This is a genomic window from Pseudonocardia sp. 73-21 (assembly GCF_001899645.1).
Taxonomy (GTDB): Bacteria; Actinomycetota; Actinomycetes; order Mycobacteriales; family Pseudonocardiaceae; genus Pseudonocardia.
On sequence record NZ_MKVV01000024.1, the window covers coordinates 166,380 to 186,948 of the forward strand.

15 protein-coding genes and 1 pseudogene are annotated in these 20,569 nt (G+C 73.2%); 9 read left to right on the forward strand and 7 right to left on the reverse strand.

Annotated features, from left to right (window positions below; genetic code table 11):
* Window positions 1-108: 108 nt before the first annotated feature.
* The 3 genes and pseudogenes from sepH to BGP03_RS06115 all read right to left on the reverse strand — a co-directional run.
* Window positions 109-1,386, reverse strand: a complete 1,278-nt coding sequence (gene sepH / locus BGP03_RS06105) for a septation protein SepH (protein ID WP_298800141.1) — start codon at window positions 1,384-1,386, stop codon at window positions 109-111.
* A gap of 189 nt (window positions 1,387-1,575) precedes the next feature.
* A complete protein-coding gene (gene serC / locus BGP03_RS06110; protein WP_298800143.1) occupies window positions 1,576-2,703 on the reverse strand; it encodes a phosphoserine transaminase in 1,128 nt (375 codons plus the stop codon).
* A gap of 46 nt (window positions 2,704-2,749) precedes the next feature.
* A pseudogene (locus BGP03_RS06115) lies at window positions 2,750-3,066 on the reverse strand (LuxR C-terminal-related transcriptional regulator); the annotation flags it as partial.
* Between the two features lie 274 nt (window positions 3,067-3,340).
* Between BGP03_RS06115 and BGP03_RS06120 the strand changes: the two are divergent.
* Both BGP03_RS06120 and BGP03_RS06125 read left to right on the forward strand, forming a co-directional pair.
* Window positions 3,341-4,615: a hypothetical protein gene (locus BGP03_RS06120; protein ID WP_298800145.1), complete on the forward strand. Its 1,275-nt coding sequence runs from the start codon at window positions 3,341-3,343 to the stop codon at window positions 4,613-4,615.
* Window positions 4,616-4,635: 20 nt separating this feature from the next.
* Window positions 4,636-5,706, forward strand: coding sequence for an MFS transporter (locus tag BGP03_RS06125; protein WP_299735767.1), 1,071 nt, complete (start codon window positions 4,636-4,638; stop codon window positions 5,704-5,706).
* Window positions 5,707-5,725: 19 nt separating this feature from the next.
* Here BGP03_RS06125 and BGP03_RS06130 read toward each other — a convergent pair whose 3' ends face one another.
* A complete protein-coding gene (locus BGP03_RS06130; protein ID WP_296373867.1) occupies window positions 5,726-6,883 on the reverse strand; it encodes a citrate synthase 2 in 1,158 nt (385 codons plus the stop codon).
* A gap of 154 nt (window positions 6,884-7,037) precedes the next feature.
* Here BGP03_RS06130 and pdxH point away from each other — a divergent pair, with 154 nt between their 5' ends.
* From pdxH to BGP03_RS06155, 5 genes are all read left to right on the forward strand, one after another.
* Entirely contained in the window at window positions 7,038-7,691 is a 654-nt protein-coding gene (gene pdxH / locus BGP03_RS06135; RefSeq protein ID WP_296373866.1) for a pyridoxamine 5'-phosphate oxidase, read from the forward strand.
* Window positions 7,692-8,031: 340 nt separating this feature from the next.
* On the forward strand, window positions 8,032-9,309 hold the full coding sequence (locus tag BGP03_RS06140; protein WP_296374056.1) for an MFS transporter: 1,278 nt from the start codon (window positions 8,032-8,034) through the stop codon (window positions 9,307-9,309).
* A gap of 104 nt (window positions 9,310-9,413) precedes the next feature.
* On the forward strand, window positions 9,414-10,715 hold the full coding sequence (locus BGP03_RS06145) for a citrate synthase (RefSeq protein ID WP_296373865.1): 1,302 nt from the start codon (window positions 9,414-9,416) through the stop codon (window positions 10,713-10,715).
* Window positions 10,716-10,884: 169 nt separating this feature from the next.
* A complete protein-coding gene (locus BGP03_RS06150) occupies window positions 10,885-12,246 on the forward strand; it encodes a deoxyribodipyrimidine photo-lyase (protein WP_296373864.1) in 1,362 nt (453 codons plus the stop codon).
* A gap of 960 nt (window positions 12,247-13,206) precedes the next feature.
* Window positions 13,207-13,455, forward strand: coding sequence for a hypothetical protein (locus BGP03_RS06155; RefSeq protein ID WP_296373863.1), 249 nt, complete (start codon window positions 13,207-13,209; stop codon window positions 13,453-13,455).
* Between the two features lie 102 nt (window positions 13,456-13,557).
* Here BGP03_RS06155 and BGP03_RS06160 read toward each other — a convergent pair whose 3' ends face one another.
* Both BGP03_RS06160 and BGP03_RS06165 read right to left on the reverse strand, forming a co-directional pair.
* Entirely contained in the window at window positions 13,558-14,739 is a 1,182-nt protein-coding gene (locus BGP03_RS06160) for an ABC transporter permease (protein WP_296373862.1), read from the reverse strand.
* On the reverse strand, window positions 14,736-15,659 hold the full coding sequence (locus BGP03_RS06165) for an ATP-binding cassette domain-containing protein (protein WP_298801081.1): 924 nt from the start codon (window positions 15,657-15,659) through the stop codon (window positions 14,736-14,738). Before BGP03_RS06165 ends, BGP03_RS06160 begins: the two co-directional genes overlap by 4 nt.
* A gap of 105 nt (window positions 15,660-15,764) precedes the next feature.
* Between BGP03_RS06165 and BGP03_RS06170 the strand changes: the two genes are divergently transcribed.
* Window positions 15,765-17,546, forward strand: coding sequence for an NAD-binding protein (locus tag BGP03_RS06170; protein WP_298801083.1), 1,782 nt, complete (start codon window positions 15,765-15,767; stop codon window positions 17,544-17,546).
* Window positions 17,543-18,115, forward strand: coding sequence for a hypothetical protein (locus BGP03_RS06175; protein ID WP_298801082.1), 573 nt, complete (start codon window positions 17,543-17,545; stop codon window positions 18,113-18,115). The genes BGP03_RS06170 and BGP03_RS06175 overlap by 4 nt, the downstream gene beginning before the upstream one ends.
* Window positions 18,116-18,324: 209 nt before the next feature.
* Here BGP03_RS06175 and BGP03_RS06180 read toward each other — a convergent pair whose 3' ends face one another.
* Window positions 18,325-20,148 (reverse strand): helix-turn-helix domain-containing protein, encoded by a 1,824-nt coding sequence (locus tag BGP03_RS06180; RefSeq protein ID WP_296373856.1) that lies wholly within the window; start codon window positions 20,146-20,148, stop codon window positions 18,325-18,327.
* Between the last annotated feature and the right edge of the window lie 421 nt (window positions 20,149-20,569).

Here is a 20,569-nt window from a genome sequence, read left to right on the forward strand (position 1 = left end):
AGCCGGTTCACCCTGACCGTCGCCGTGCCCGTATTCTCGGACACCCGGTGGCTCGCGTCCGCGCGCCGGATGCGAGTTCCGCGCGCGAACAGGCGTCACGCGCGGGCCTCAGCGCTGGCCGCGGACGCCCAGCAGAACCTCGTCCCACGAGGGCATGACCGGCTTGCCCTTCTTCGTGCGGCGGGCCGCAGGGGCGGCCTCGGGCTCGGCCGGGGTGTCTGCTGCCGCGGGCGCCTCGGATTCCGGGCGGGGCTCGGTCTTCGGGGCGGGCGGCTGCGTGACAGGGGTCTGGACCGCGGGCTGCTGGGGGGCAGCGGGCGGGGTGGGCGCGGGCGTCGTGGCCGGGGGCGCGGTCGGCTCCGACTGACGGACCGGCTCCGACTGACGGACCGGCTCCGACTGACGGACCGGCTCCGACTCACGGACCGGCTCCGGCTGACGGACCGGCTCGGGCTGCCGCGGCGCCGGGGGCTCCGGCCGACGGGGCTCGGGAGCCGTGCGTGCCGGAGCCCGTTCGACCGTCGTCCGGGCCTCCGGGGCGGGGCTGCGGACTTCGGGGCTGCGGGTCTCGGCCGTCCGGTTCTCGGCGGTGCGCGGCTCGGCGGTGCGCGGCTCGGCGGTGCGGGCCTCGGCGGTGCGGGCCTCGGGCGCGCGGACGCCGTCGTTCCAGCCCTCGACCCGGACGCCGCGGGCCGGGTCCGTCGCGGTGGCGCGCAGCTCCTCGACCGGGCCGGGACCGGTGGGGTTCTCGTCCTGCCGGGCGATGTCGATCACCGGGCCGACGGTGCGCAGCGGGCGGGCCGGCAGGCCCTCCACCAGGTCGGACGCGTGCTCGTCGACGGCCGTGACCGTGCCGCCGTGCGCCCCGGGCTGGAACGTCCAGTGCGCACGGTTGTCGGAGCGGCCGGCGCGCCAGGACAGCGAGACGACCCAGCGGCCGTCCTCGCCCTTCCAGGAGTCCCACTCGGCGTCGGTGTACTCCTGGCCGCGCAGGCCGAACGTGTGGGCGACGACGTCGCCGAGCATCCGGGAGTCGGGCCCGTCGGCGCGGACGGGGTGGGCGCGCTGGGCGACCTCCGCCGTGCGCGAGCGCTCGAGCAGAACCGGGTAGGCGAAGCGTTCGATCTTCTGCTGCGGAACGCCGGCCGCCGAGGCGACCTGCTCCACGGACGCTCCGGCGCGGATACGGGCCTGGATCTCACGTGGACGCAACTGGCTCTCCAACTCGATCGCGATCTGTCCGAGCCGGGTCAGGTCCCCCCGGGCGGCAGCGCGGAGCTGCTCGTCGGCCGTGACGGTGAAGCGCTCTCGACGGCCCGGGTCCTCGAGGACGACGGACAGCTCACCGTCGCCCTCGGTGATCCCGACGACCCGCAGCGCCCGCATCGGCGGCCTCCCCGCTCTCTTTTCCCCGTCCGGGTGACGGTAGTTGTCGAACCGCAACCCGCGACGGAGGCGCGCCGGGGCGGGAGAACCGCCCCGACGAGGGAAAAGTGCTAGACCCGCCCCCGCCGCACACGCAGCGTGTCATGTTGATCGCATTTGGTAAAGCTGGGGCTGGTGTTACTGGTGTGACTACGCCTGGTGCTCGACCACCCAGTCGATGCACGCCGTCAGCGCCTCCACGTCCGCCGGGTCCACCGCGGGGAACATGCCGATGCGCAGCTGGTTGCGACCGAGCTTGCGATAGGGCTCCGTGTCGACGACGCCGTTGGCCCGCAGGACCTTCGCGACCGCGGCGGCGTCGATCTTCTCGTCGAAGTCGATGGTGCCGACCACCTGCGAGCGGTGGGCCGGGTCGGTGACGAACGGCGTGGCGTAGTCGGACTTCTCGGCCCAGTTGTAGAGCCGGCCGGACGAGTCGGCCGTGCGCTTGACGCACGCCTTGAGGCCGCCGAGGCCGTTCATCCAGTCGATCTGCTCGGCCATGAGGATCAGGGTGGCGACCGCGGGGGTGTTGTAGGTCTGGTCCTTGAGCGAGTTGTCGACGGCCGTGGCCAGCGACAGGAACGGCGGGATCCAGCGGTCGGACGCCGCCAGCTCCGCGACGCGCTCCAGCGCCGCCGGCGAGAAGATCGCGGTGTAGAGCCCGCCGTCGGCGGCGAAGCCCTTCTGCGGCGCGAAGTAGTAGACGTCCGCCTGCTTGATGTCGACGGGCAGCCCGCCCGCGCCCGACGTGGCGTCGATGACCACGAGCTGGCCCTCGAGGGCCTCCTCGGGGCGCACGACCGGCACCGACACGCCCGTGGACGTCTCGTTGTGGGCCCAGGCCAGGATGTCGCAGGACGGGTCGGCCTGGGGCTCGGGCGCGCTGCCCGGCTCGGCCTTGATAACCACCGGGTCGGCCAGGAACGGGGCGCCCTTCGTGGACTCGGCGAACTTCGCGGAGAACTCGCCGTAGGTCAGGTGCAGGGCCCGCTCGCGGACGAGCCCGAACGCGGCGGCGTCCCAGAACGCGGTGGACCCGCCGTTGCCCAGCACCACCTGGTAGCCGGCGGGCAGCGAGAAGAGGTCGCCCAGTCCGGCCCGGATGCGGCCGACCAGCTCCTTCACCGGCTTCTGACGGTGGGAGGTGCCCATGAGGTGGCCGGAGGCGGCCAGAGCGGCCAGCTGCTCGGGGCGCACCTTGGACGGTCCGCAGCCGAAGCGCCCGTCGGCGGGCAGCAGCTCGGCGGGGATCTGCAGGTCGGGAGTAGATGTCACGTACCTCAGTGTTGCACCGCGGCGACACCCGACCGGGTGCGGGTCGTCACTCCAACAGGCCCCGTTTCCGGGCGATCGTGACGGCCGCGGTGTGGTCGGAGACGTCGAGCTCGGTGAACGTGCGGAGCAGGTGGGTCTTCACCGTGGCCTCGGCGATGTGCAGGTCAGGCCGACGTCGGCGTGCGTGCGCCGCACCGCCACGAGCGCCGGCACCTCGATCTCGCGCGGCGAGAGCGACTCCGGCCTCGGCCCGCGCATCCGGCCGACCAGCCGGGCGGCCACCGACGGCGTGAGGACCGTCTCTCCACGGGCGGCGGCGCGGATCGCGGACGTCAGCCCGGCCCGGGAGGAGCCCTCGAGCAGCGGGGCGCAGCTCCGGTCACGTCGGGCGTGTTCTGCGGGACGATCCCGATGCGGGCCCGCCACGCCCGGTCCGCGGTGGACGGGTCGGTGCCGAGCACCGCGGTGGTCTTGCCGGCAGGCCACGAGGATCGGGCGGTGGGAGCGGTTTGTCCACCGTTCGACGGACGCCCGGACCCGTCACCGTCGGTGTTTCGGGCGAAATGCCGCCGCGGGTGCCGGTGGAGCTGCAAGGATGCGGTGATCACGAGCTGAAGCCAGGGGGGCCAGGCAGATCATGACGGACACACCCGATCGAGCCGGACCGGAGCGCGAGCCCGACCGCGACGACGACGCCACGCCGCCGCAGGGGACGCCGGCGCAGGTGGCGCAGGATCCGTCCGTGAAGGAGCCGTCCGCGCCGTCCGGGGCGCCGCCGGGCTACGGCCCCCCGCCCGGTTACGGATCACCACCCGGTCATGGCGGCCCGCCCGCGCCGGGCTACGGCCCCCAACCCGGCTGCGGCGGCTACGGCGGCCAGCCGGCCTACGGCGCGCAGCCGGGCTACGGGCTGCAGCCCGGTTACCCGGCGCCCGGCTACGGGGCGGCGCCCGGTCAGCCCCCGGGTGGGATCGTGCCCCTGGCCCCGTTGGGGATCGGCCAGATCCTCGGCGGCGCCTTCGGCTACATCCGGGCGAACCCCGTCTCGACGCTGGTCGCGGCGGCCCTGATCTTCGTGGTCGCCGCCGTGGTCCAGGGGCTGGCGCAGGTCCTGCCCGCGCTGGCCGTCGGCGGGTCGATCCGCAGCGCCGGGTCCGCGGTGGGTGCGGTGGGGGTGTCGCTGCTCGCGTCGCTGGCCGGCGCCGTCGTCAGCCTGCTGGCGTCCGCGCTGGTCACCGGCGTGCTGCTGGTGGTGCTGCGGCGGGCCCTGCTGGGCCGGCGCACGTCACCGGGCGAGGCCTGGCGGGGCGCGACCAGGCGGGTGTGGGGCCTCGTCGGGGCGAACCTGCTGGTGGGCCTCATCATCGGCGGCATCGCGACGGTCGGAATCCTCCTGGCGTTCATCATCGGGATCGCGGGCCGCAACTCCGGTGGTGTGATCGCCGTGGCGGTGGTGGTCGGGCTCGCGGTGCTGGTCGTGGTGGTGTACCTGGCGGTGCTGCTGTCGATGACGCCCGCGGCCTACATGATGGAGGACATCGGCGTCACCACGGCGCTCGGACGGTCCCGGGCGCTGGTCCGCGGGAGCTGGTGGCGGATCCTCGGGATCCAGCTGCTGGCCGGCATCGTGCTGGGGGCGATCGCCCTGGTGATCTTCCTGATCCTCGGTGCGCTCTTCGGCGTCAGCCTCGGTTCGCTCGCGCGGGGCGGCTCCGGGCTCTCCGTGACGGGTGCGGTGCTCACCGGGAGCGCACTGGCGATCTTCATCGTCGTCGCCGGCACGTTCTTCACCCCGTTCGTCACGGGCATCACCGGCCTGCTCTACACCGACCAGCGGATCCGCCGCGAGCGCTTCGACCTGGAACTGGCCGCCCGCGCCGCCGGACAGACGGGGCCTGGACAGCCCTGGTAGTTCCCATCATGCTGGGTAGTGTGAAGCAACTCAGGATCCACCCGGCGGGGTGGGCCGCGGCCGTCACCTTCCTGGCGCTGGTCGGCGCGGCCGGGTTCCGGGCCGTGCCGGGTGTCCTGATGGACCCGCTGCACCAGGAGTTCGGCTGGTCGGTGAGCACCATCTCCGCGGCGGTGGCCGTCAACATGGCGCTCTACGGACTCACATCACCGTTCGCTGCGGCGCTGATGGAGCGCTTCGGCATCCGTAAGGTCGTCACCGCCGCGCTGCTCGTCGTCTCGGCGGGCAGCGGGCTGACGGTGTTCATGACGGCGAGCTGGCAGCTGATCCTCTGCTGGGGCGTGCTGGTCGGGCTGGGCACCGGCTCCATGGCCCTCGCCCTGGTCGCGACGGTCACCGGGCGCTGGTTCGTGAAGCGCCGCGGGCTCGTCTCCGGGGTCCTGACGGCGGGCGGGGCGGCGGGCCAGCTCGTGTTCCTGCCGCTCATCGCGTGGGTGGCCACCACCTACGGCTGGCGGCCGGCCGCGCTCGGCGTCGCGTTCGCGGCACTGGCCGTCGCGCCGTTCGTCGTGTGGCTGCTGCGGGACTCGCCCGCGGACGTCGGCGCTCTGCCCTACGGCGGCACGGAGGCCGACGTCGTGGTGCCCGTGCGGGTCGGCGCGGGCCGGATCGCGATCCGCGGCCTGGTGGAGGCGGCCCGCGCCAGGCCGTTCTGGTACCTGGCCGCGGGCATGATGATCTGCGGTGCCACCACGATGGGCCTGATCCAGCCGCATTTCATTCCCGCGGCCCACGACCACGGCATGCCGGTGACCATGGCGGCGAGCCTGCTGGCGGTGGTCGGGCTGTGCGACATCGCCGGCACGATCGCGTCGGGCTGGCTCACCGACCGCATCGACCCGCGGCTGCTGGTGTTCGCGAGCCACCAGATCGGGGCGGCCCTGATGGCGCTGGCCGCGGGCGTTGTGCGCGACCAGCTGCACTCCTACGACGCGGCCTGGTACGCGGGCGGGGCCCTGTGCGTGCTGGCCGGCGGGCTGTCGTTGCTGGTCACGAGAGGTCGTGCGCGGATATCAGTGCCGGGGCACTGATATCCGCGCACGAGCGGCGTCAGCCGTGCTGGATCTCGCCCCAGCCCTCGACGGCCTCGGGCTTGCGCGGCGCCGGGCCGATGTACTGGGCCGACGGACGCACGAGCTTGTTCTCACGCTTCTGCTCCATGATGTGCGCCGACCAGCCCGCCGTACGGGCGCTCGTGAACATCGCGGGCATCATGTGCGGCGGCACCTCGGCGAAGTCGAGGATCACCGCCGCCCAGAACTCGACGTTGGTCTCGATGGGGTGGTCGGGGCGCCGCTCGCGCAGCTCCGCCAGTGCCGCCTGCTCCAGCGCGACCGCCACCTCGTAGCGCGGGGCCTTGAGCTCCTGGCAGGTGCGGCGCAGCACGCGGGCGCGGGGGTCCTCGGCGCGGTAGACCCGGTGCCCGAAGCCCATGAGCTTCTCCTTGCGGTCGAGGATGCCCTTGACCAGCGCGGTCGGGTCCTCGGTGCGCTCGGTCTCGGTCAGCATCGGCAGCACGCGGGCCGGGGCACCGCCGTGCAGCGGGCCGGACATCGCGCCGATGGCACCCGACAGCGACGCCGCGACGTCGGCACCCGTGGAGGCGATGACGCGCGCGGTGAAGGTGGAGGCGTTCATGCCGTGCTCGGCGGCCGAGACCCAGTAGGCGTCGACGGCCTTGACGTGGGCCGGGTCGGGCTCGCCGCGCCAGCGCGTCATGAAGCGCTCGGTGATGGTGGTGCTCTCGTCGATGCGCTTCTGCGGCACCGCGGGCACGCCGATGCCGCGGGCGGACTGCGCGACGTAGGACAGCGCCATCACCGACGCGCGGGCGAGGTTGTCGCGGGCGTCGGAGTCGGAGATGTCGAGCAGCGGGCGGTAGCCCCAGTACGGCGCGAGCATGGCCAGCGCGGCCTGGACGTCGACGCGCACGTCACCGGTGTGCACCGGGATCGGGAACGGGTCCGCCGGGGGCAGGCCCGGGCCGAAGCGGCCGTCGACCAGCAGCGCCCAGACGTTGCCGAAGGTGACCCTGCCGACGAGGTCCTCGATGTCGACGCCGCGGTAGCGCAGTGCGCCGCCGTCCTTGTCGGGCTCGGCGATCTGGGTCCGGAAGGCCACGTGGCCCTCGAGACCAGACTTGAAACCGGGTGGCGGCGGGGGTACCGCGTCGTCGGTGGTGGACGGGGCGGTAGGCGCAGCGGTCACCGCGACCTCCTCATCGTGGTCGGTGGTTGGCGTCACCATGCCCCGGTGACCCGCTCGCTGCAACGGTGCAGGTGGGTGGCATCGGTCACCGGCGTTGTCCGGAAGGACACGGGGGACATACGGTCATGGGCCGACCACAGGCTAGGGGGTTCCAATGGCGGAGCGGCAGCTGGCCGGGATGCGGGTCGACTACCGCACCGAGGGCTTCGACGTGGACGCGCTCGCGCCCACCTGGCACGAGCAGCTCGCGAACTGGCTCGCCGAGGCCGAGGCGGCCGGGGTGGCCGAGGCGAACGCGATGGTGCTGGCCACCGCCACCCAGGACGGGCGGCCGTCGTCGCGCACCGTGCTGTGCAAGGGCCTCGACGAGCGCGGCGTCGTGTTCTACACCAACTACACCTCGGCGAAGAGCCGCGACCTGCGCAACACCCGCTACGCGTCGGTCACCTTCCCCTGGTACCTGCAGCACCGGCAGGTGCACGTCCGCGGCGTCGTCGAGGAGGTGTCCCCGGCGGAGACGCAGGCCTACTGGGACTCCCGCCCGCGGGGTTCCCAGCTGGGGGCCTGGGCGTCGGCGCAGTCGGTGGTGGTGCGCGACCGCCGCGCGCTCGACGACGCGCTGGCCGGCGTCACCCAGCGCTTCGCCGACGACGAGACCGTGCCGGTGCCCCAGCACTGGGGTGGCTGGCGGATCAGGCCCGACGAGGTGGAGTTCTGGCAGGGCCGCACCAACCGCATGCACGACCGGCTGCGTTTCGTCGTCGACGTGCACGACCGCAGCTGGACGGTCCGGCGCCTCGCGCCGTGATCGGCTCTCCGGTGATGATCCGCCCACGCCCTCCCACCGCCGCATCGTCACGGCACCGGCCGCCGGGCTCGTCGGGGCGCGGCTGTTCCTGGCCCCCCGCCGTGGCGTTCGCCGACCGAACCGCCTGTCCGGCGGGGTCGTCGTGCGGGACACCGCGGGTCCGGGCCCGGGCGTGACGCTCGCCCACTGATCGCCGCGGACGCGCGGACGGTGGCCGAAGTGGTAGTTCTGATGGGTGACCACGCCCGGCCCTGATCAACCCACCCGTCCGAACCGGGCGAAACGGGAGCAACAGCCCACCGCCGCGATCGCCGCAGGCCCGGACGCCCCCACGCGGGCGATCCCGGGCCTGCGCCGGTTCTCCGGAGCGGTGCGGGGTGCACTGGCCGACACCCGGCCGCTGCAGACCCCGGCCTACCGGCGGCTGTGGCTCGCCGGCGTCGTCACGGTGATCGGCGCGCAGCTCTCGGTCGTGGCCGTGCCGCTGCAGATCTACACCCTCACGGGCTCGTCGGCCTACGTCGGGCTGACCGGCCTGTTCGGGCTCGTCCCGTTGATCGTGTTCGGGTTGTGGGGCGGGGCGATCGCCGACGCGGTCGACCGGCGGGTGCTGCTGCTGGTCACCGGGGGAGCGATCGCGGCGAGCTCGCTGTCCCTGTGGGTCACGGCCGCCAGCGGCACCGGCAACGTGTGGGTGATCCTCGTCCTGTTCGCGGTGCAGACGGCGCTGCTGGCGATCAACCAGCCCACCCGCAGTGCGGTCATCCCACGGCTGCTGCCCGCCGACCAGCTCCCCGCCGCGAACGCGCTCAACATGACCGTCGCGCAGGTCGGGGCGATCGCCGGCCCGCTGCTGGCCGGGGTGCTGATCCCGTTCATCGGGCTCTCCACGCTCTACCTGATCGACGCGATCTTCCTGCTCGCCACGCTGTGGGCCACGTGGAGGCTGCCGGTGATGCCGCCGGAGGCGGGGGTGGCGCGCAAGGCCGGCATCCGCGAGATCGTCGACGGCTTCCGCTACGTGGCGCTGCACAAGGTGCTGCTGGTGTCGTTCCTCATCGACGTCGTCGCGATGGGGTTCGGGATGCCGCGGGTGCTGTTCCCGGAGATGGCGGAGAAGACCTTCGGCGACCCGCCCGGAGGTGGCCCCGCGATCGGGCTCCTCTACGCCGCGATCCCGATCGGCATGGTCGTCGCCGGGCTGCTCTCGGGCTGGCTGCAACGGGTCCGGCGCCAGGGCGTGGCCGTCGCGTGCGCGATCGGGGTGTGGGGGCTGGGCATCGCCCTGTTCGGGCTGACGGGCTCGCTGTGGCTCGCGGTGGCGGCACTGGCGATCGCGGGGGCCGGCGACCTGGTCAGCTCCGTGTACCGCTCGTCGATGCTGCAGACCGTCGCCACCGACGAGATGCGCGGACGGATGCAGGGCGTGTTCATGGTGGTCGTCGCAGGCGGGCCGCGGATGGCGGACCTGTGGCACGGCGGCGCGTCGGTCTGGACCGGTCCCGGCCTCACCGCCACGGTCGGCGGGATCGCCGTCATCGTCGTCGCGACGCTGGTGGTGGCCCGCTTCCCGGAGTTCTGGCGCTATCGCGGGCCGGTGGCCGACGACCGTCCGTGATTCGCTTTCGCCCTACGTCACACGCTCTGCACAGCACAACGACGCCCGGTAGCACTAGCGTTGGGTACAACAACGAAGAGATCTGAGTGTGAGGGAACCTCCACATGGCTGACGAGAAGTCCACCGCCGTACTCCAGTACCCCGGTGGTGAGCAGAAGATGGAGATCAAGCCCGCGACCGAGGGCTCCTCCGCGTTCGACATCGGGAAGCTGCTCCCCGGTACCGGGCTGGTCACCCTCGACTCGGGCTTCGGCAACACCGCGGCCTGCACGTCGGAGATCACCTACATCGACGGTGACGCGGGCATCCTGCGCTACCGCGGGTACCCCATCGACCAGCTCGCCGAGAACTCCACGTTCCTCGAGACGAGCTACCTGCTGATCTACGGCGAGCTGCCCTCCGCCGCCGAGCTGCAGGACTTCACCACCAAGATCAGCCGCCACACGCTGCTGCACGAGGACCTGAAGCGGTTCTTCGAGGGCTTCCCGCGTGACGCGCACCCGATGCCGGTGCTGTCCTCCGCGGTCAGTGCGCTGTCCACCTTCTACCAGGACAGCCTCGACCCCTTCGACCACGACGCCGTCGAGCTCTCCACCGTCCGGCTGCTGGCCAAGGTCCCCACGATCGCGGCGTACGCGTACAAGAAGTCGATCGGCCAGCCGTTCCTCTACCCCGACAACTCGCTCGGGCTCGTAGAGAACTTCCTGCGCATGACGTTCGGCTTCCCCGCCGAGCCGTACGAGATCGACCCCAAGTTCGTGCGCGCACTGGACACTCTTCTCATCCTGCACGCCGACCACGAGCAGAACTGCTCGACGTCGACGGTGCGGATGGTCGGCTCCTCGCACGCCAACCTGTTCGCCTCGATCTCCGCGGGCGTCAACGCCCTGTTCGGCCCGCTGCACGGCGGCGCCAACCAGGCCGTTCTCGAGATGCTGCAGAAGATCCAGAAGGAGGAGGACGGCGACGTCGAGGCGTACGTCAACCGGGTCAAGAACAAGGAGGACAGCGGGGCGCGCCTGATGGGCTTCGGCCACCGCGTCTACAAGAACTACGACCCGCGCGCGAAGATCGTCAAGCAGAAGGCCGACGAGATCCTCAAGGACCTCGGCGTCACCGACCCGCTGCTCGACATCGCCATGGCGCTCGAGGAGAAGGCGCTCGCCGACGACTACTTCATCGAGCGCAAGCTCTACCCGAACGTCGACTTCTACACCGGCGTCATCTACCGGGCCATGGGCTTCCCGACGAAGATGTTCACGGTCCTGTTCGCCCTGGGCCGGCTCCCCGGCTGGATCGCGCACTGGCGCGAGATGATCGAGGACCCGACCACGAAGATCGGCCGGCCGCGCCAGCTCTACGTCGGCCCGACCGAGCGCAAGTTCGTGCCGATGACCGACCGCTGAAGACGGCGCCTGCCACACCCGTGATCGACGAACGGGGACCAGGAACCGTGTGTGAGGCGGTTCCCGGTCCCCGTTCGTCGATCTCCGGTGTGCATCCCCGGCCCGCCGGATCCGCGTCGGCCGGTGGTGGCCGGGCGGGGTGTGGGCGCGGCCGCTAGCGTCGAGTTCCATGAGCGCCAACGCCGTCGTCTGGTTCCGGCGGGACCTGCGGGTCCGCGACCAGCCCACCTTCCTGGCCGCCGCGCCCCGGGCGCTGGCGCTGTTCGTGCTCGATCCCGCCCTCCTCGGCCCGTCGGGCGCGGCCCGCAGCACGTTCCTGTTCCGCTCGCTGCGGGCCCTCGACGCGTCGCTGCGCGGGAAGCTGCAGGTCGTGACGGGCGACCCGGCCGAGGTCGTGCCCCGCATCGCCGCCGCCGTGGACGCCGCGGCCGTGCACGTCGCCGCCGACTACGGCCCCTACGGTCGCATCCGTGACGAGGCCGTCGAGAAGACGCTCGTCGAGGACGGCAGGGAGCTGGTGCGCACGGGATCGCCCTACGCCGTGGCGCCGGGGCGGGTCCGCAAGCCCGACGGCGACCCGTACAAGGTCTTCACCCCGTTCCGCCGGGCGTGGGCGGAGCACGGCTGGCGCAAGCCGGCCGACACCGACGCGTCCACCGTCGAGTGGCTCGACCCGGTCGAGAAGAGCGTGATCCCCGACGACGTGGACATCGACGCGGAGCTGCCCGAGGCGGGCGAGGACGCGGCGCTCGCGCGGTGGCAGGAGTTCCTCGACGGGGCGGTGGGGGAGTACCAGGACGGCCGCGACCGGCCGGACAAGCCGGGCACCTCGCGCATGTCCCCGTACCTCAAGTACGGGCTCATCCATCCGCGCACGATGCTCGCCGACCTCGCGTCGAAGCGGTCGGAGTCGGCCCAGACCTACACCACCGAGATCGCGTGGCGGGAGTTCTACGCCGACATCCTCTTCCAGCGCCCCGACTCCGCTCGCGAGAACTACGACCGCTCCTTCGACGCCCTGCCGCTCGCGTCCGGGGCGGCCGCCCGGGTCGCGTTCGACGCGTGGTGCGAGGGCCGCACCGGCTTCCCGATCGTCGACGCCGGGATGCGGCAGCTGCGTGAGCAGGCGTGGATGCACAACCGGGTGCGGATGATCGTCGCGAGCTTTCTCGTGAAGGACCTGCACCTGCCGTGGTGGTGGGGAGCGCGGCACTTCATGCGCCTGCTCGTGGACGGCGACCTGGCCTCCAATCAGCACGGATGGCAGTGGACCGCGGGCAGCGGCACCGACGCGTCGCCCTACTTCCGGGTGTTCAACCCGATCACGCAGGGGGAGAAGTTCGACCCCGACGGCGACTACGTCCGGAAGTTCGTGCCCGAGCTGCGCGGCGTGCCGGGCAAGGCCGTGCACCAGCCGTGGGCGCTGCCCGGAGGCCTGCCCGAGGGGTATCCGGAGCCCATGGTCGACCACAAGGCCGAGCGCCTCGACGCCCTCGCCCGCTACGAACAGGTGAAGGCCGCCCGGGGGTGATTCGCCCGTACGGGGGTACGCCATAATCGAGGAACCGCACGACTGAGGGGTGGTCCGATGGCTGGAGGATCGAAGCGCCGGTGGCTGGTGCTGGCCGTGGCGGCCGGTGCCGGTGCGTGGGTCGCGCGCTCGAAGCTGTCCGGCCCGAAGCAGCTCACGGGCCCGGTGCGGGTCCTGCCGCCCGACCCGACCCCGGCCGGCGCCTGGAACGGGACGGCGCCGGCTGCTCCCGCTCCCGCCGCGAGGGCGAAGCCCCCGGCATCCCCGACCCCGCCCGTGGCCCAGCCGCCCTCGGCCCCGCCCGACCCGGCGCCCGCCCGAGCCGCCTCGCCGGCCACGTCCGTCCGGCCGGCGTCTGCGCAGGCCAGGTCGGCCCCGGCGCCCGCCAAGCCCGCGGAGCGGGCCACGCCGCGGGCCGAGGCCCCGCCGGCCCCGCCGGCCCCGCCGGCCCCGCCGGTCGCCCCGCCGGTCCCGCAGGTGGCCCCGCCGGTCCCGCAGGTGGCCCCGTCGGCGCCGACGCCTCCGCCGGCCTCGGCCGGTTCTCCGGCTCCGGGCGCGCCCGAGCCCGCTGCTGCGGTCGAGCCCGCTGCTGCGGTCGAGCCGGGTCCTGCAGCTGAGCCCGCTGTCGCTGCCAAGCCCGCGGAGCGGGCCACGCCGCGGGCCGAGGCCCCGCCGGTCCCGCCGGTGGCCCCGTCGGCGCCGACGCCTCCGCCGGCCTCGGCCCGTCCTCCGACTCCCGGCACGGGCGAGCCCACTGCTGCAGCCACGCCCGCTGCCCCCGACCAGCCCGCGGCTCCGACCGGTGCCGCACCGAAGACCGTGCCCCCGGCTGCCACGAACGGGGTTGCGCCCCCGGCAGCCTCCGACGCCCCCCGTCCGTCCCCGTCGCCGCGGCCCTCACCGGTCCGGCGGTCGTCGGCCCCGAGCCAGGCGCCGAGCACACCGCCCACCCCTGCGCCGATGCCGTCGGGCCAGGCGCTGTTCGCGCCGTCGGACGCGGTGGCCACGAGCGGGGCCACGCCGCTGCCCGACGGGTCGGCGCCCGGCCCGGAGTACACGATCAAGGGCAACGCCGACTCGATGCTCTTCCACACCCCCGACAGCCCGTACTTCACGCGCACCAAGGCCGAGGTCTGGTTCCGCGACGCCGAGGAGGCCCGCGCCGCGGGGTTCACCGAGTGGGCCCCGCGGAAGAAGGCCAGCCAGTAGGGCCCGTTCCCGAACCTCCATGATCAGCGCCTCGGCGCGGAAACGGCCAGATCCGGCCGGGAACGCGCCGAACTCCCGCTCACGGACGAGGCGGCGCCGGCCTCAGCCCCGCAGGGCCTCCCGCAGGCTCACCCGCGAACCGGTCCGCAGGATCGAGTTCCGGTACACCCGCCCGGCCAGCCGCACCACCACGGCGATCGCGACGAGGGTGATGAGCGCCGAGACGCCCACCTCCCAGAGCGGGGCGACGCCGAGCGCGTACCGCGCGGGCATCACCGTCTGGGCGAAGAACGGGACGAACGACAGGACGGCGGCCAGCTCGTTGCGGGGGTCGTTGGGCAGCAGGTTCACCGTCAGCACGAACGGGATGATGAGCAGGAAGATCATCGGCGCGATCACCGGGCCGAGTTCCTCCTGGCGCGAGACGGTGGAGCCGATGCCCGCGTAGAGCGAGGCGAAGAGGAAGAAGCCGAGCAGGTACCAGACGATCACCATCACGAACATGCTGACGGCGGCGCCGGGCACCGTGAGCAGCCCGGTGACCCCTGCGCCCACCACGCCGATCACCCCGAGGATCACCAGCTGCAGCAGACCGACGGTGCCCAGCCCGAGGATCTTCCCGGCGAGCAGCTGCCAGGGTTTCATCGTGGCGAGCAGCAGCTCCACCACGCGGCTCTGCTTCTCCTCCACCACGCCGGTGGCCACGAGCTGGCCGTGGGCGCTGAACGAGAAGAACAGCAGGAACGAGCCGACCAGCGCCAGCGCGAGCTGCTGCCCGCGGTCGGGATCGGCGGGCTCCAGGGTGGTCGTGGCCACCTGCGACTGCCGGCTCAGGGCCACGGGATCGACGCCCGCGCCGGCCAGGGCGGCGCGGAGCTGCTGCTGCTGCACGGCGGTGGAGACGATGGACTGGACCGTGCTGTCGACGGTGTCGCGGCCGAGCAGCTGGTAGTCGCCGGGGACTCCGGTGAGCAGGGCGTCGAGGTCGTCGTTGGCCACCTGGGCCCGGCCCGTGCCCTCGTCGACGGTGCTGATCCGCAGCTCGACGTCCTGGGTGGTCGCGGCCTGCGCCAGCGCGGGCTGCAGGGAAGCGGTCCGGGTGGTGAGCCCGAGCGTCTTGTTCGACGACTGGCTCGCGACGAAGCCGCCCAGCAGTGCGACCCCGGCGATCAGCACGATCGTGATGACGAGTCCGATCACGAAGCTGCGCGACCGAACCTGGGCGGTGAACTCGCGGCGGGCGACCAGCAGCACGGCCTGGCGGGAGGTCAGCGGGGCGCTCATGCGGCCTTCTCCTCCTTCGCCATGTCGCGCACGACGTCGCGGTAGAGCTCGGTCAGCGGGGGCCGGAAACGGCGGAACTCGTGTACGGGGCCGGCGGCCACCGCCGCGCGCAGCACGTCCTGGTCGTCGACGCCGTCGGTAAGCCGCAGCCGGGTACGCGCGCCGTCGACCGACACCACCTCGACGCCGGGCACGCCGTCCGCCCAGCCGGCGGGTGGGCCGTCGACGTCGAGGACGACGCCCCTGTCATGACCGGCGCTGTCGCGGGTGCGCAGCTCCTCCACGGTGCCGACGGCCACCATCCGGCCGGCGGCGATGATGCCGATGCGGTCGCACAGCCGTTCCACCAGCTCCAGCTGGTGGCTTGAGAAGATCACCGGCACGCCCTCGGCCGCCTTCTCGCGCAGCACCCCGCTCATCACCTCGACGGCGGTGGGGTCGAGACCGGAGAACGGCTCGTCGAGCACGAGGACCTCCGGGTCGTGCACCAGCGCGGCGCACAGCTGCACGCGCTGCTGGTTGCCCAGTGACAGCTTCTGCACCTCGTCGCCGATCCGGTTCTCGATGCCCAGACGCCCGGTCCAGCGCGTGACCGACGCGGCGGCCTCGGCCTCGCCGAGCCCGTGCAGGCGCGCGAGGTAGCGCAGCTGGTCGCCGACCTTCATCTTCGGGTACAGGCCGCGCTCCTCGGGCATGTAACCGATGCGACGGCGCACCTCGGCGTCCACCGGCTCGGCGCGCCACCGCACCTCGCCGGCGTCGGCCGAGAGCACGCCGAGCACGATGCGCATGGTGGTGGTCTTGCCCGCCCCGTTGCTGCCGACGAACCCGAAGACCTCGCCCGGCTGCACCGAGAACGAGACCCCGTCGAGTGCCTGGAGGGTGCCGAAACGCTTGGAAATCCCCCCGATGTCCAACATGTGGACGACACTAGTGGGATCCCGCGTCACGGTCCCGACACCGGACCGTGACCCGGCCTGGCGAGACTCCCGCAGGTGGACAGCGGACGATCAGGGCATGTCGTGGTGTGCGGGGTGGACGGGGCCGCCCTGCGGACGGTCGAGCAGCTGCGGGCGGCCGGGGCCGAGGTGGTGGTGGTCGACCCCTCCGGCCGCGCCGACACGGCCGCCGACCGGCTGCTGGTGCAGTGGAAGGTGCCGCGCATCGAGGGCCGGGTGCGGGAGGCGCTGTTCGACGCCGGGCTCGAGGGTGCCGCCGCGGTCGTCTGCCTGCTCGGCGACGACCTGCGGGCGATGGAGACGGCGCTGCTGGTCCGCCGCATGCGCCCCGACGTCCGGCTCGTCGTCCGGATGGGCAACGGCGGCGTGGGACGGGCCCTGGCCGAGGTGACGGGCGAGGGCAGCGTGCTCGACGTGGCCGCGCTCGCCGCCCCGTCGGTGGTGGAGGCCTGCCTGGGCACGCGGACGCACGCCATCGAGCTGGCCGGCCGGCCGTTCCTCGTCGCGGAGCTGGTGGCGGGCAGCACCGCGACGCTGCGCGAGCTCTACGGCGAGCTGGCCCCGCTGGCCGTCGCGGGCGGGGAGGAGCCGGTGGTGTGCCCGGGCCGCGACCACCGGGTGCATGTGGGCGACCGGGTCACCGTCGTGGGCACCCCCGAGCAGTTCGGGACGCTCGGAGTGGTGGACGTGCTGCGCCCGCAGGCCCCGGTCCGCCGTGCGGCGGGAGCCCGCCAGGCGGGGGCGGAACGCGCGGCCGAGCGTGCCGAGCGGGGCGGTCGGGCGGGGCTGCGGTCGTTGCTCCGGTCCCTGGTCGCCGAGGCCGACCGTCCGCTGCGGGTGACGCTCGCCGTGCTGGCCATCGCGATCCTCGTGTCGATCGTGGTGCTGCGGATCGGCTACGTGAAGGACGACGGCTCCCACATGAGCGTCGTCGACGCCGTCTACTTCACCGTGGAGACGATCGCGACCGTCGGCTACGGGGACTTCTCCTTCGCGCTGCAGCCGACCTGGCTGCGGATCTGGGCGATCGGCCTGATGGGCGGCGGCGCCATCCTCACGGCGATCATCTTCTCGCTGGTCACGCAGCTGCTGGTCAGCCGGCGTCTGGAGCAGTCGTTCGGGCGCCGCCGGGTCGGGTCGATGCGTGGGCACGTGATCGTGGTCGGGCTGGGGTCGGTGGCGCTCGAGGTGGTGGAGGGTCTCGTCGCGGCGGGGCGGCGGGTGGTCGTCGTCGACCGGGACGAGGCGGGGCGCCACCACGGCCGGGCCCGGGCCCTGGACGTGCCCGTGGTGGTCGGCAACGCCACCGACGTCGGGGTGCTCTCCGCCGCGAACCTCGACGCCGCCACCGCGGTGGCCGTGCTGACCAGCGACGATCTCGTCAACATCGAGACCGGTCTCGTCGTGCGGGACCTGCTCCGCGAGCGCTGGGAGCAGGTGGCCGTGGTGCTGCGGGTGTTCGACCGGGAGCTCGCGGCCGGCGTCGAGGACGGCTTCGGCTTCCGCCACGTGCGGTCCACGGCGGCGCTCGCGGCGCCCTGGTTCGTCGGTGCGGCGCTGGGCCTCGACGTGCTGGCCACGTTCTACGTCGACCGCGTCCCGTTCCTGGTCGGGCGGTTGTCGGTCGGCGCGGGCGGCGGGCTGGACGGCCTCGCGATGGGGGAGCTGTCGGAACGCACCCGGGTGGTGGCGATCCACCGCGCGGGCGCCCCCGACGGGGAGCTCGAGTACCCGCCACGGCGGGGCACCCGGTTCGCCGCCGCCGACGAGGCCTATCTCGTCGGCCCGTACGAGGAGCTGATCGACGTGCTGCGCCGCGACGGGCCGGCGGTACCGTCCGGGGCATGAGCTGGCCGGTCCTCCACTCGCCCCCGCGACGATGGGTCCGGGGCTGGCGGGTGGGAGTGGCCGTCGTGGTGGCCGCGGGCCTGGTGATCGTGGGGCGGCACGTCCTGCTGGGTGGGCTCTCCGCGTGGGGCTGGGTGCTCGTGGTGGCCGGCGCGCTGTACGTCGCGCGGGCCGCGGTCCTGGTCTGGCGCCGTGCCGCCCGGCCGCGGCTGAGCCGGGCCGACGCCCGCACGCTCAACCCCGCCGAGGGTGCGCGGGAGCGCGAGGAGCTCGACAAGAAGATGCGGCTGGCGGTCAGGGAGCGCACGCCGCTCCCGCCGGAGCTGCACCGCACGGCGGCCCTGGCGGTGGCCCACTCGTCGCGGACCCAGCCCTGGTACCCGGCGGTCGTCGGGCTGTTCGGCCTGCTGGTGATCGCCGTCGCGGGCCCCGGGAGCGCGGTGACCGACCCGTTCAACCTCGTGGTCTACGCGTTCACCGCCGCCTGCTACCTGCCGCTCTTCACCGACGAGCACCGGATCCGGCGCGCCGCCGAGGCCGCGGGAGCCGTCCCGTCCGGGATGCCGTGACCGCTCGGTGAGCGGCGGGTGCCGGCCCGATCGGACGCCCGACCTGAGGATCCCGGCCCGCGAACGGCCCGACGACGATCCGGCGGAGGCCCGACCGCCGCCACGTCCGCCGCCGACGCCGCCACCCCGTCGACCGGAACCGCTCAGGCGCCGGACCCGGGGGTGGAGATGCCGTAGCCGCGGATCGATGCGACCCCGAGGTGGGTCGCTCAGGCGCCGGACTCGGGGGTGGAGATGCCGTAGCCGCGGATCTTCCGATAGATGGTCGCCCGGGACATGCCCAGGTGGCGGGCGGCCTCGGCCTTGTTGCCGTTGTTGTCCAGCAGCGCGTCGACGATGGCGTCGCACTCGATGGCCTCGAGCGGGGTCAGCACGCGGCGCGTGATGGCGCGGGTCTCCGGCGGCAGGTCCGACGGCTGCAGGACGCCCGCCCGGCGACGGGCGACGGTCTTGCGCAGCACCTGGTAGAGCTGCTCCACGTTGCCCGGCCAGCGGTTGCGCATCAGCACGCGCATCGCCTCCGGCGAGCAGGTGAGCTCCGAGCCCCGGGTGAGCCGGGCGATCAGGTGCGGCACCAGTTCGGCGACGTCCTCGATGTGGTGGCGCAGCGGCGGCACCTCGACCGTGCGGGGGAAGAACTCCAGCAGGTCGGCCCCGGCGTCGCCGGACAGCCCGCCGACGTCGGCGGTGGCGACGACCCAGGGCCGGTCGGGGTCGGTGGTGTCGCGGCGCGGCTCCAGCGCGTCGGCCAGGGCCTGCCGGGCGGCCGTGTCGAGCCGGTCGATGTGGCTGATGACGAGCGTGCCGCCGCCGGTCTCCAGCTCCTCGACGATGTCGGCGATCCACGCGGGCCCGTAGTCGTCGGCGTCGAGGAGACGGAGGTGGGCGGCGGGGGTACGCATCTGGTGGGTGGCGCGCGCGATGGTGGTGCGCCCGGTGCCCGGCTCGCCCTCCAGGATGATCCACTCGCGGCTGTGGAAGTGGCGGTCGACGGCCTGACAGCACTTGGTCCACAGCAGGCCGGAACCGACGGCCGCGGGCAGCGTGCTGACCGGGGCGACGGCGGGAGCGCGGGTGGACTTGGCGGCGATGTCGGGTGCGGCGAGCTGCACCTGCAGCACCCCGCCCGACTCGCCCCGTTCAATCCAGCTCGGGCGCACGTGCACGCGGGCGATGGCGCCGCTGGGCAGGTCCACCATCAGCAGCCTGCGCCCGTTGTTCATCGCCTCGGACGCGCCGGCGACCAGGGTGTCCTGGTCGGCGGGGTCGATGAGCTCGCGGGCCCGGTCGTTGGTCATCACCAGGTCGGGGCTGATGGCGAACACCGCACCGCGGTTGCGCCGGCACGCGGCGAGGTAGTCGTGGAGCAGGGCCAGCTCACGGGGCCCGGACTGGTCGAGCAACGCGCCCTCGATCTGCCGCGCGATGCGCTCCACGGCCGTGGACATGAACCGTCCGGCGTCGGGGCGCCAGCAGGTGAGGTCGATGACGCCCATCAGCTTGCCGCTGACCGGGTGCCAGATGGGCGCGCCGGCGCACGCGAGGTCGGCCAGGTGCGGCACGTAGTGCTCGTGGCCGAACACCTGCACCGGGCCGCGGCCCTCCAGGGCCGTGCCGATGCCGTTGGTGCCGATGAACTTCTCGGCGTAGCTGAAGCCGGGCGCCAGCCAGACCTTGTCGAGATGCTGGTTGAGCGTGGAGTCGCCGGTGCGGCGGTCCAGCACCACGCCCTCGGCGTCGGTGAGGATCACGCTGACGGGTTCGTCGCCGAGCTCGTCGGCCACGTCGGCGATGATCGGGGTGGCGGCACGGGACAGCGGTGAGTCGCTGTCGGTGTCGTACTCGCACGACATCTCGACGCTGTCGGTGTCGACGTCCCACTCACGCGATCGCGTCCAGGACGCCAGGATCGTGTCGCGGACCGTGCCGGCCTCGACCTTGTCGTCGACGAGGAACGACGTGCGCGCACGGACGAGCCCCTCGCCGGACCGATCTGTCCGGACGGGGGAGTGCTGGTTGTGCGGGCGGACCAACCGGTTGCCCTCCTCGGAGCAGTGTCGGCTCCGCGACGGTGCGGAGCGAACCTGTGTCCGACGGTACCGCCTCACGGGCTCCACGCACAGGGATCAGTGGGCTGACCTGGTACATCCAATCGCACACAATCTCATAATGAGACCTCGACCGGCTCGGCGGAGAGGTGTGATTCCCGGCACGAGACGAGCACCACATCGCCGGCCCCGCGTGCCGGAGATGCGAGGCGAGTTTCGGGTCCACCTCCGCTGCCGGCGCCACCCGCGCTAGGAACCGGCTCCGCGGACGGGGGCAGACCACGGGAGATGAGAGACGCCACCGCGCGGCGTCACTCGGACACCGGCCCACCACCACGTGAGGAGATGACGTGAGTCGGCAGAGTTTGGCCAAGGCTCATCAGAAGATCCAGGAACTGTCCTGGGA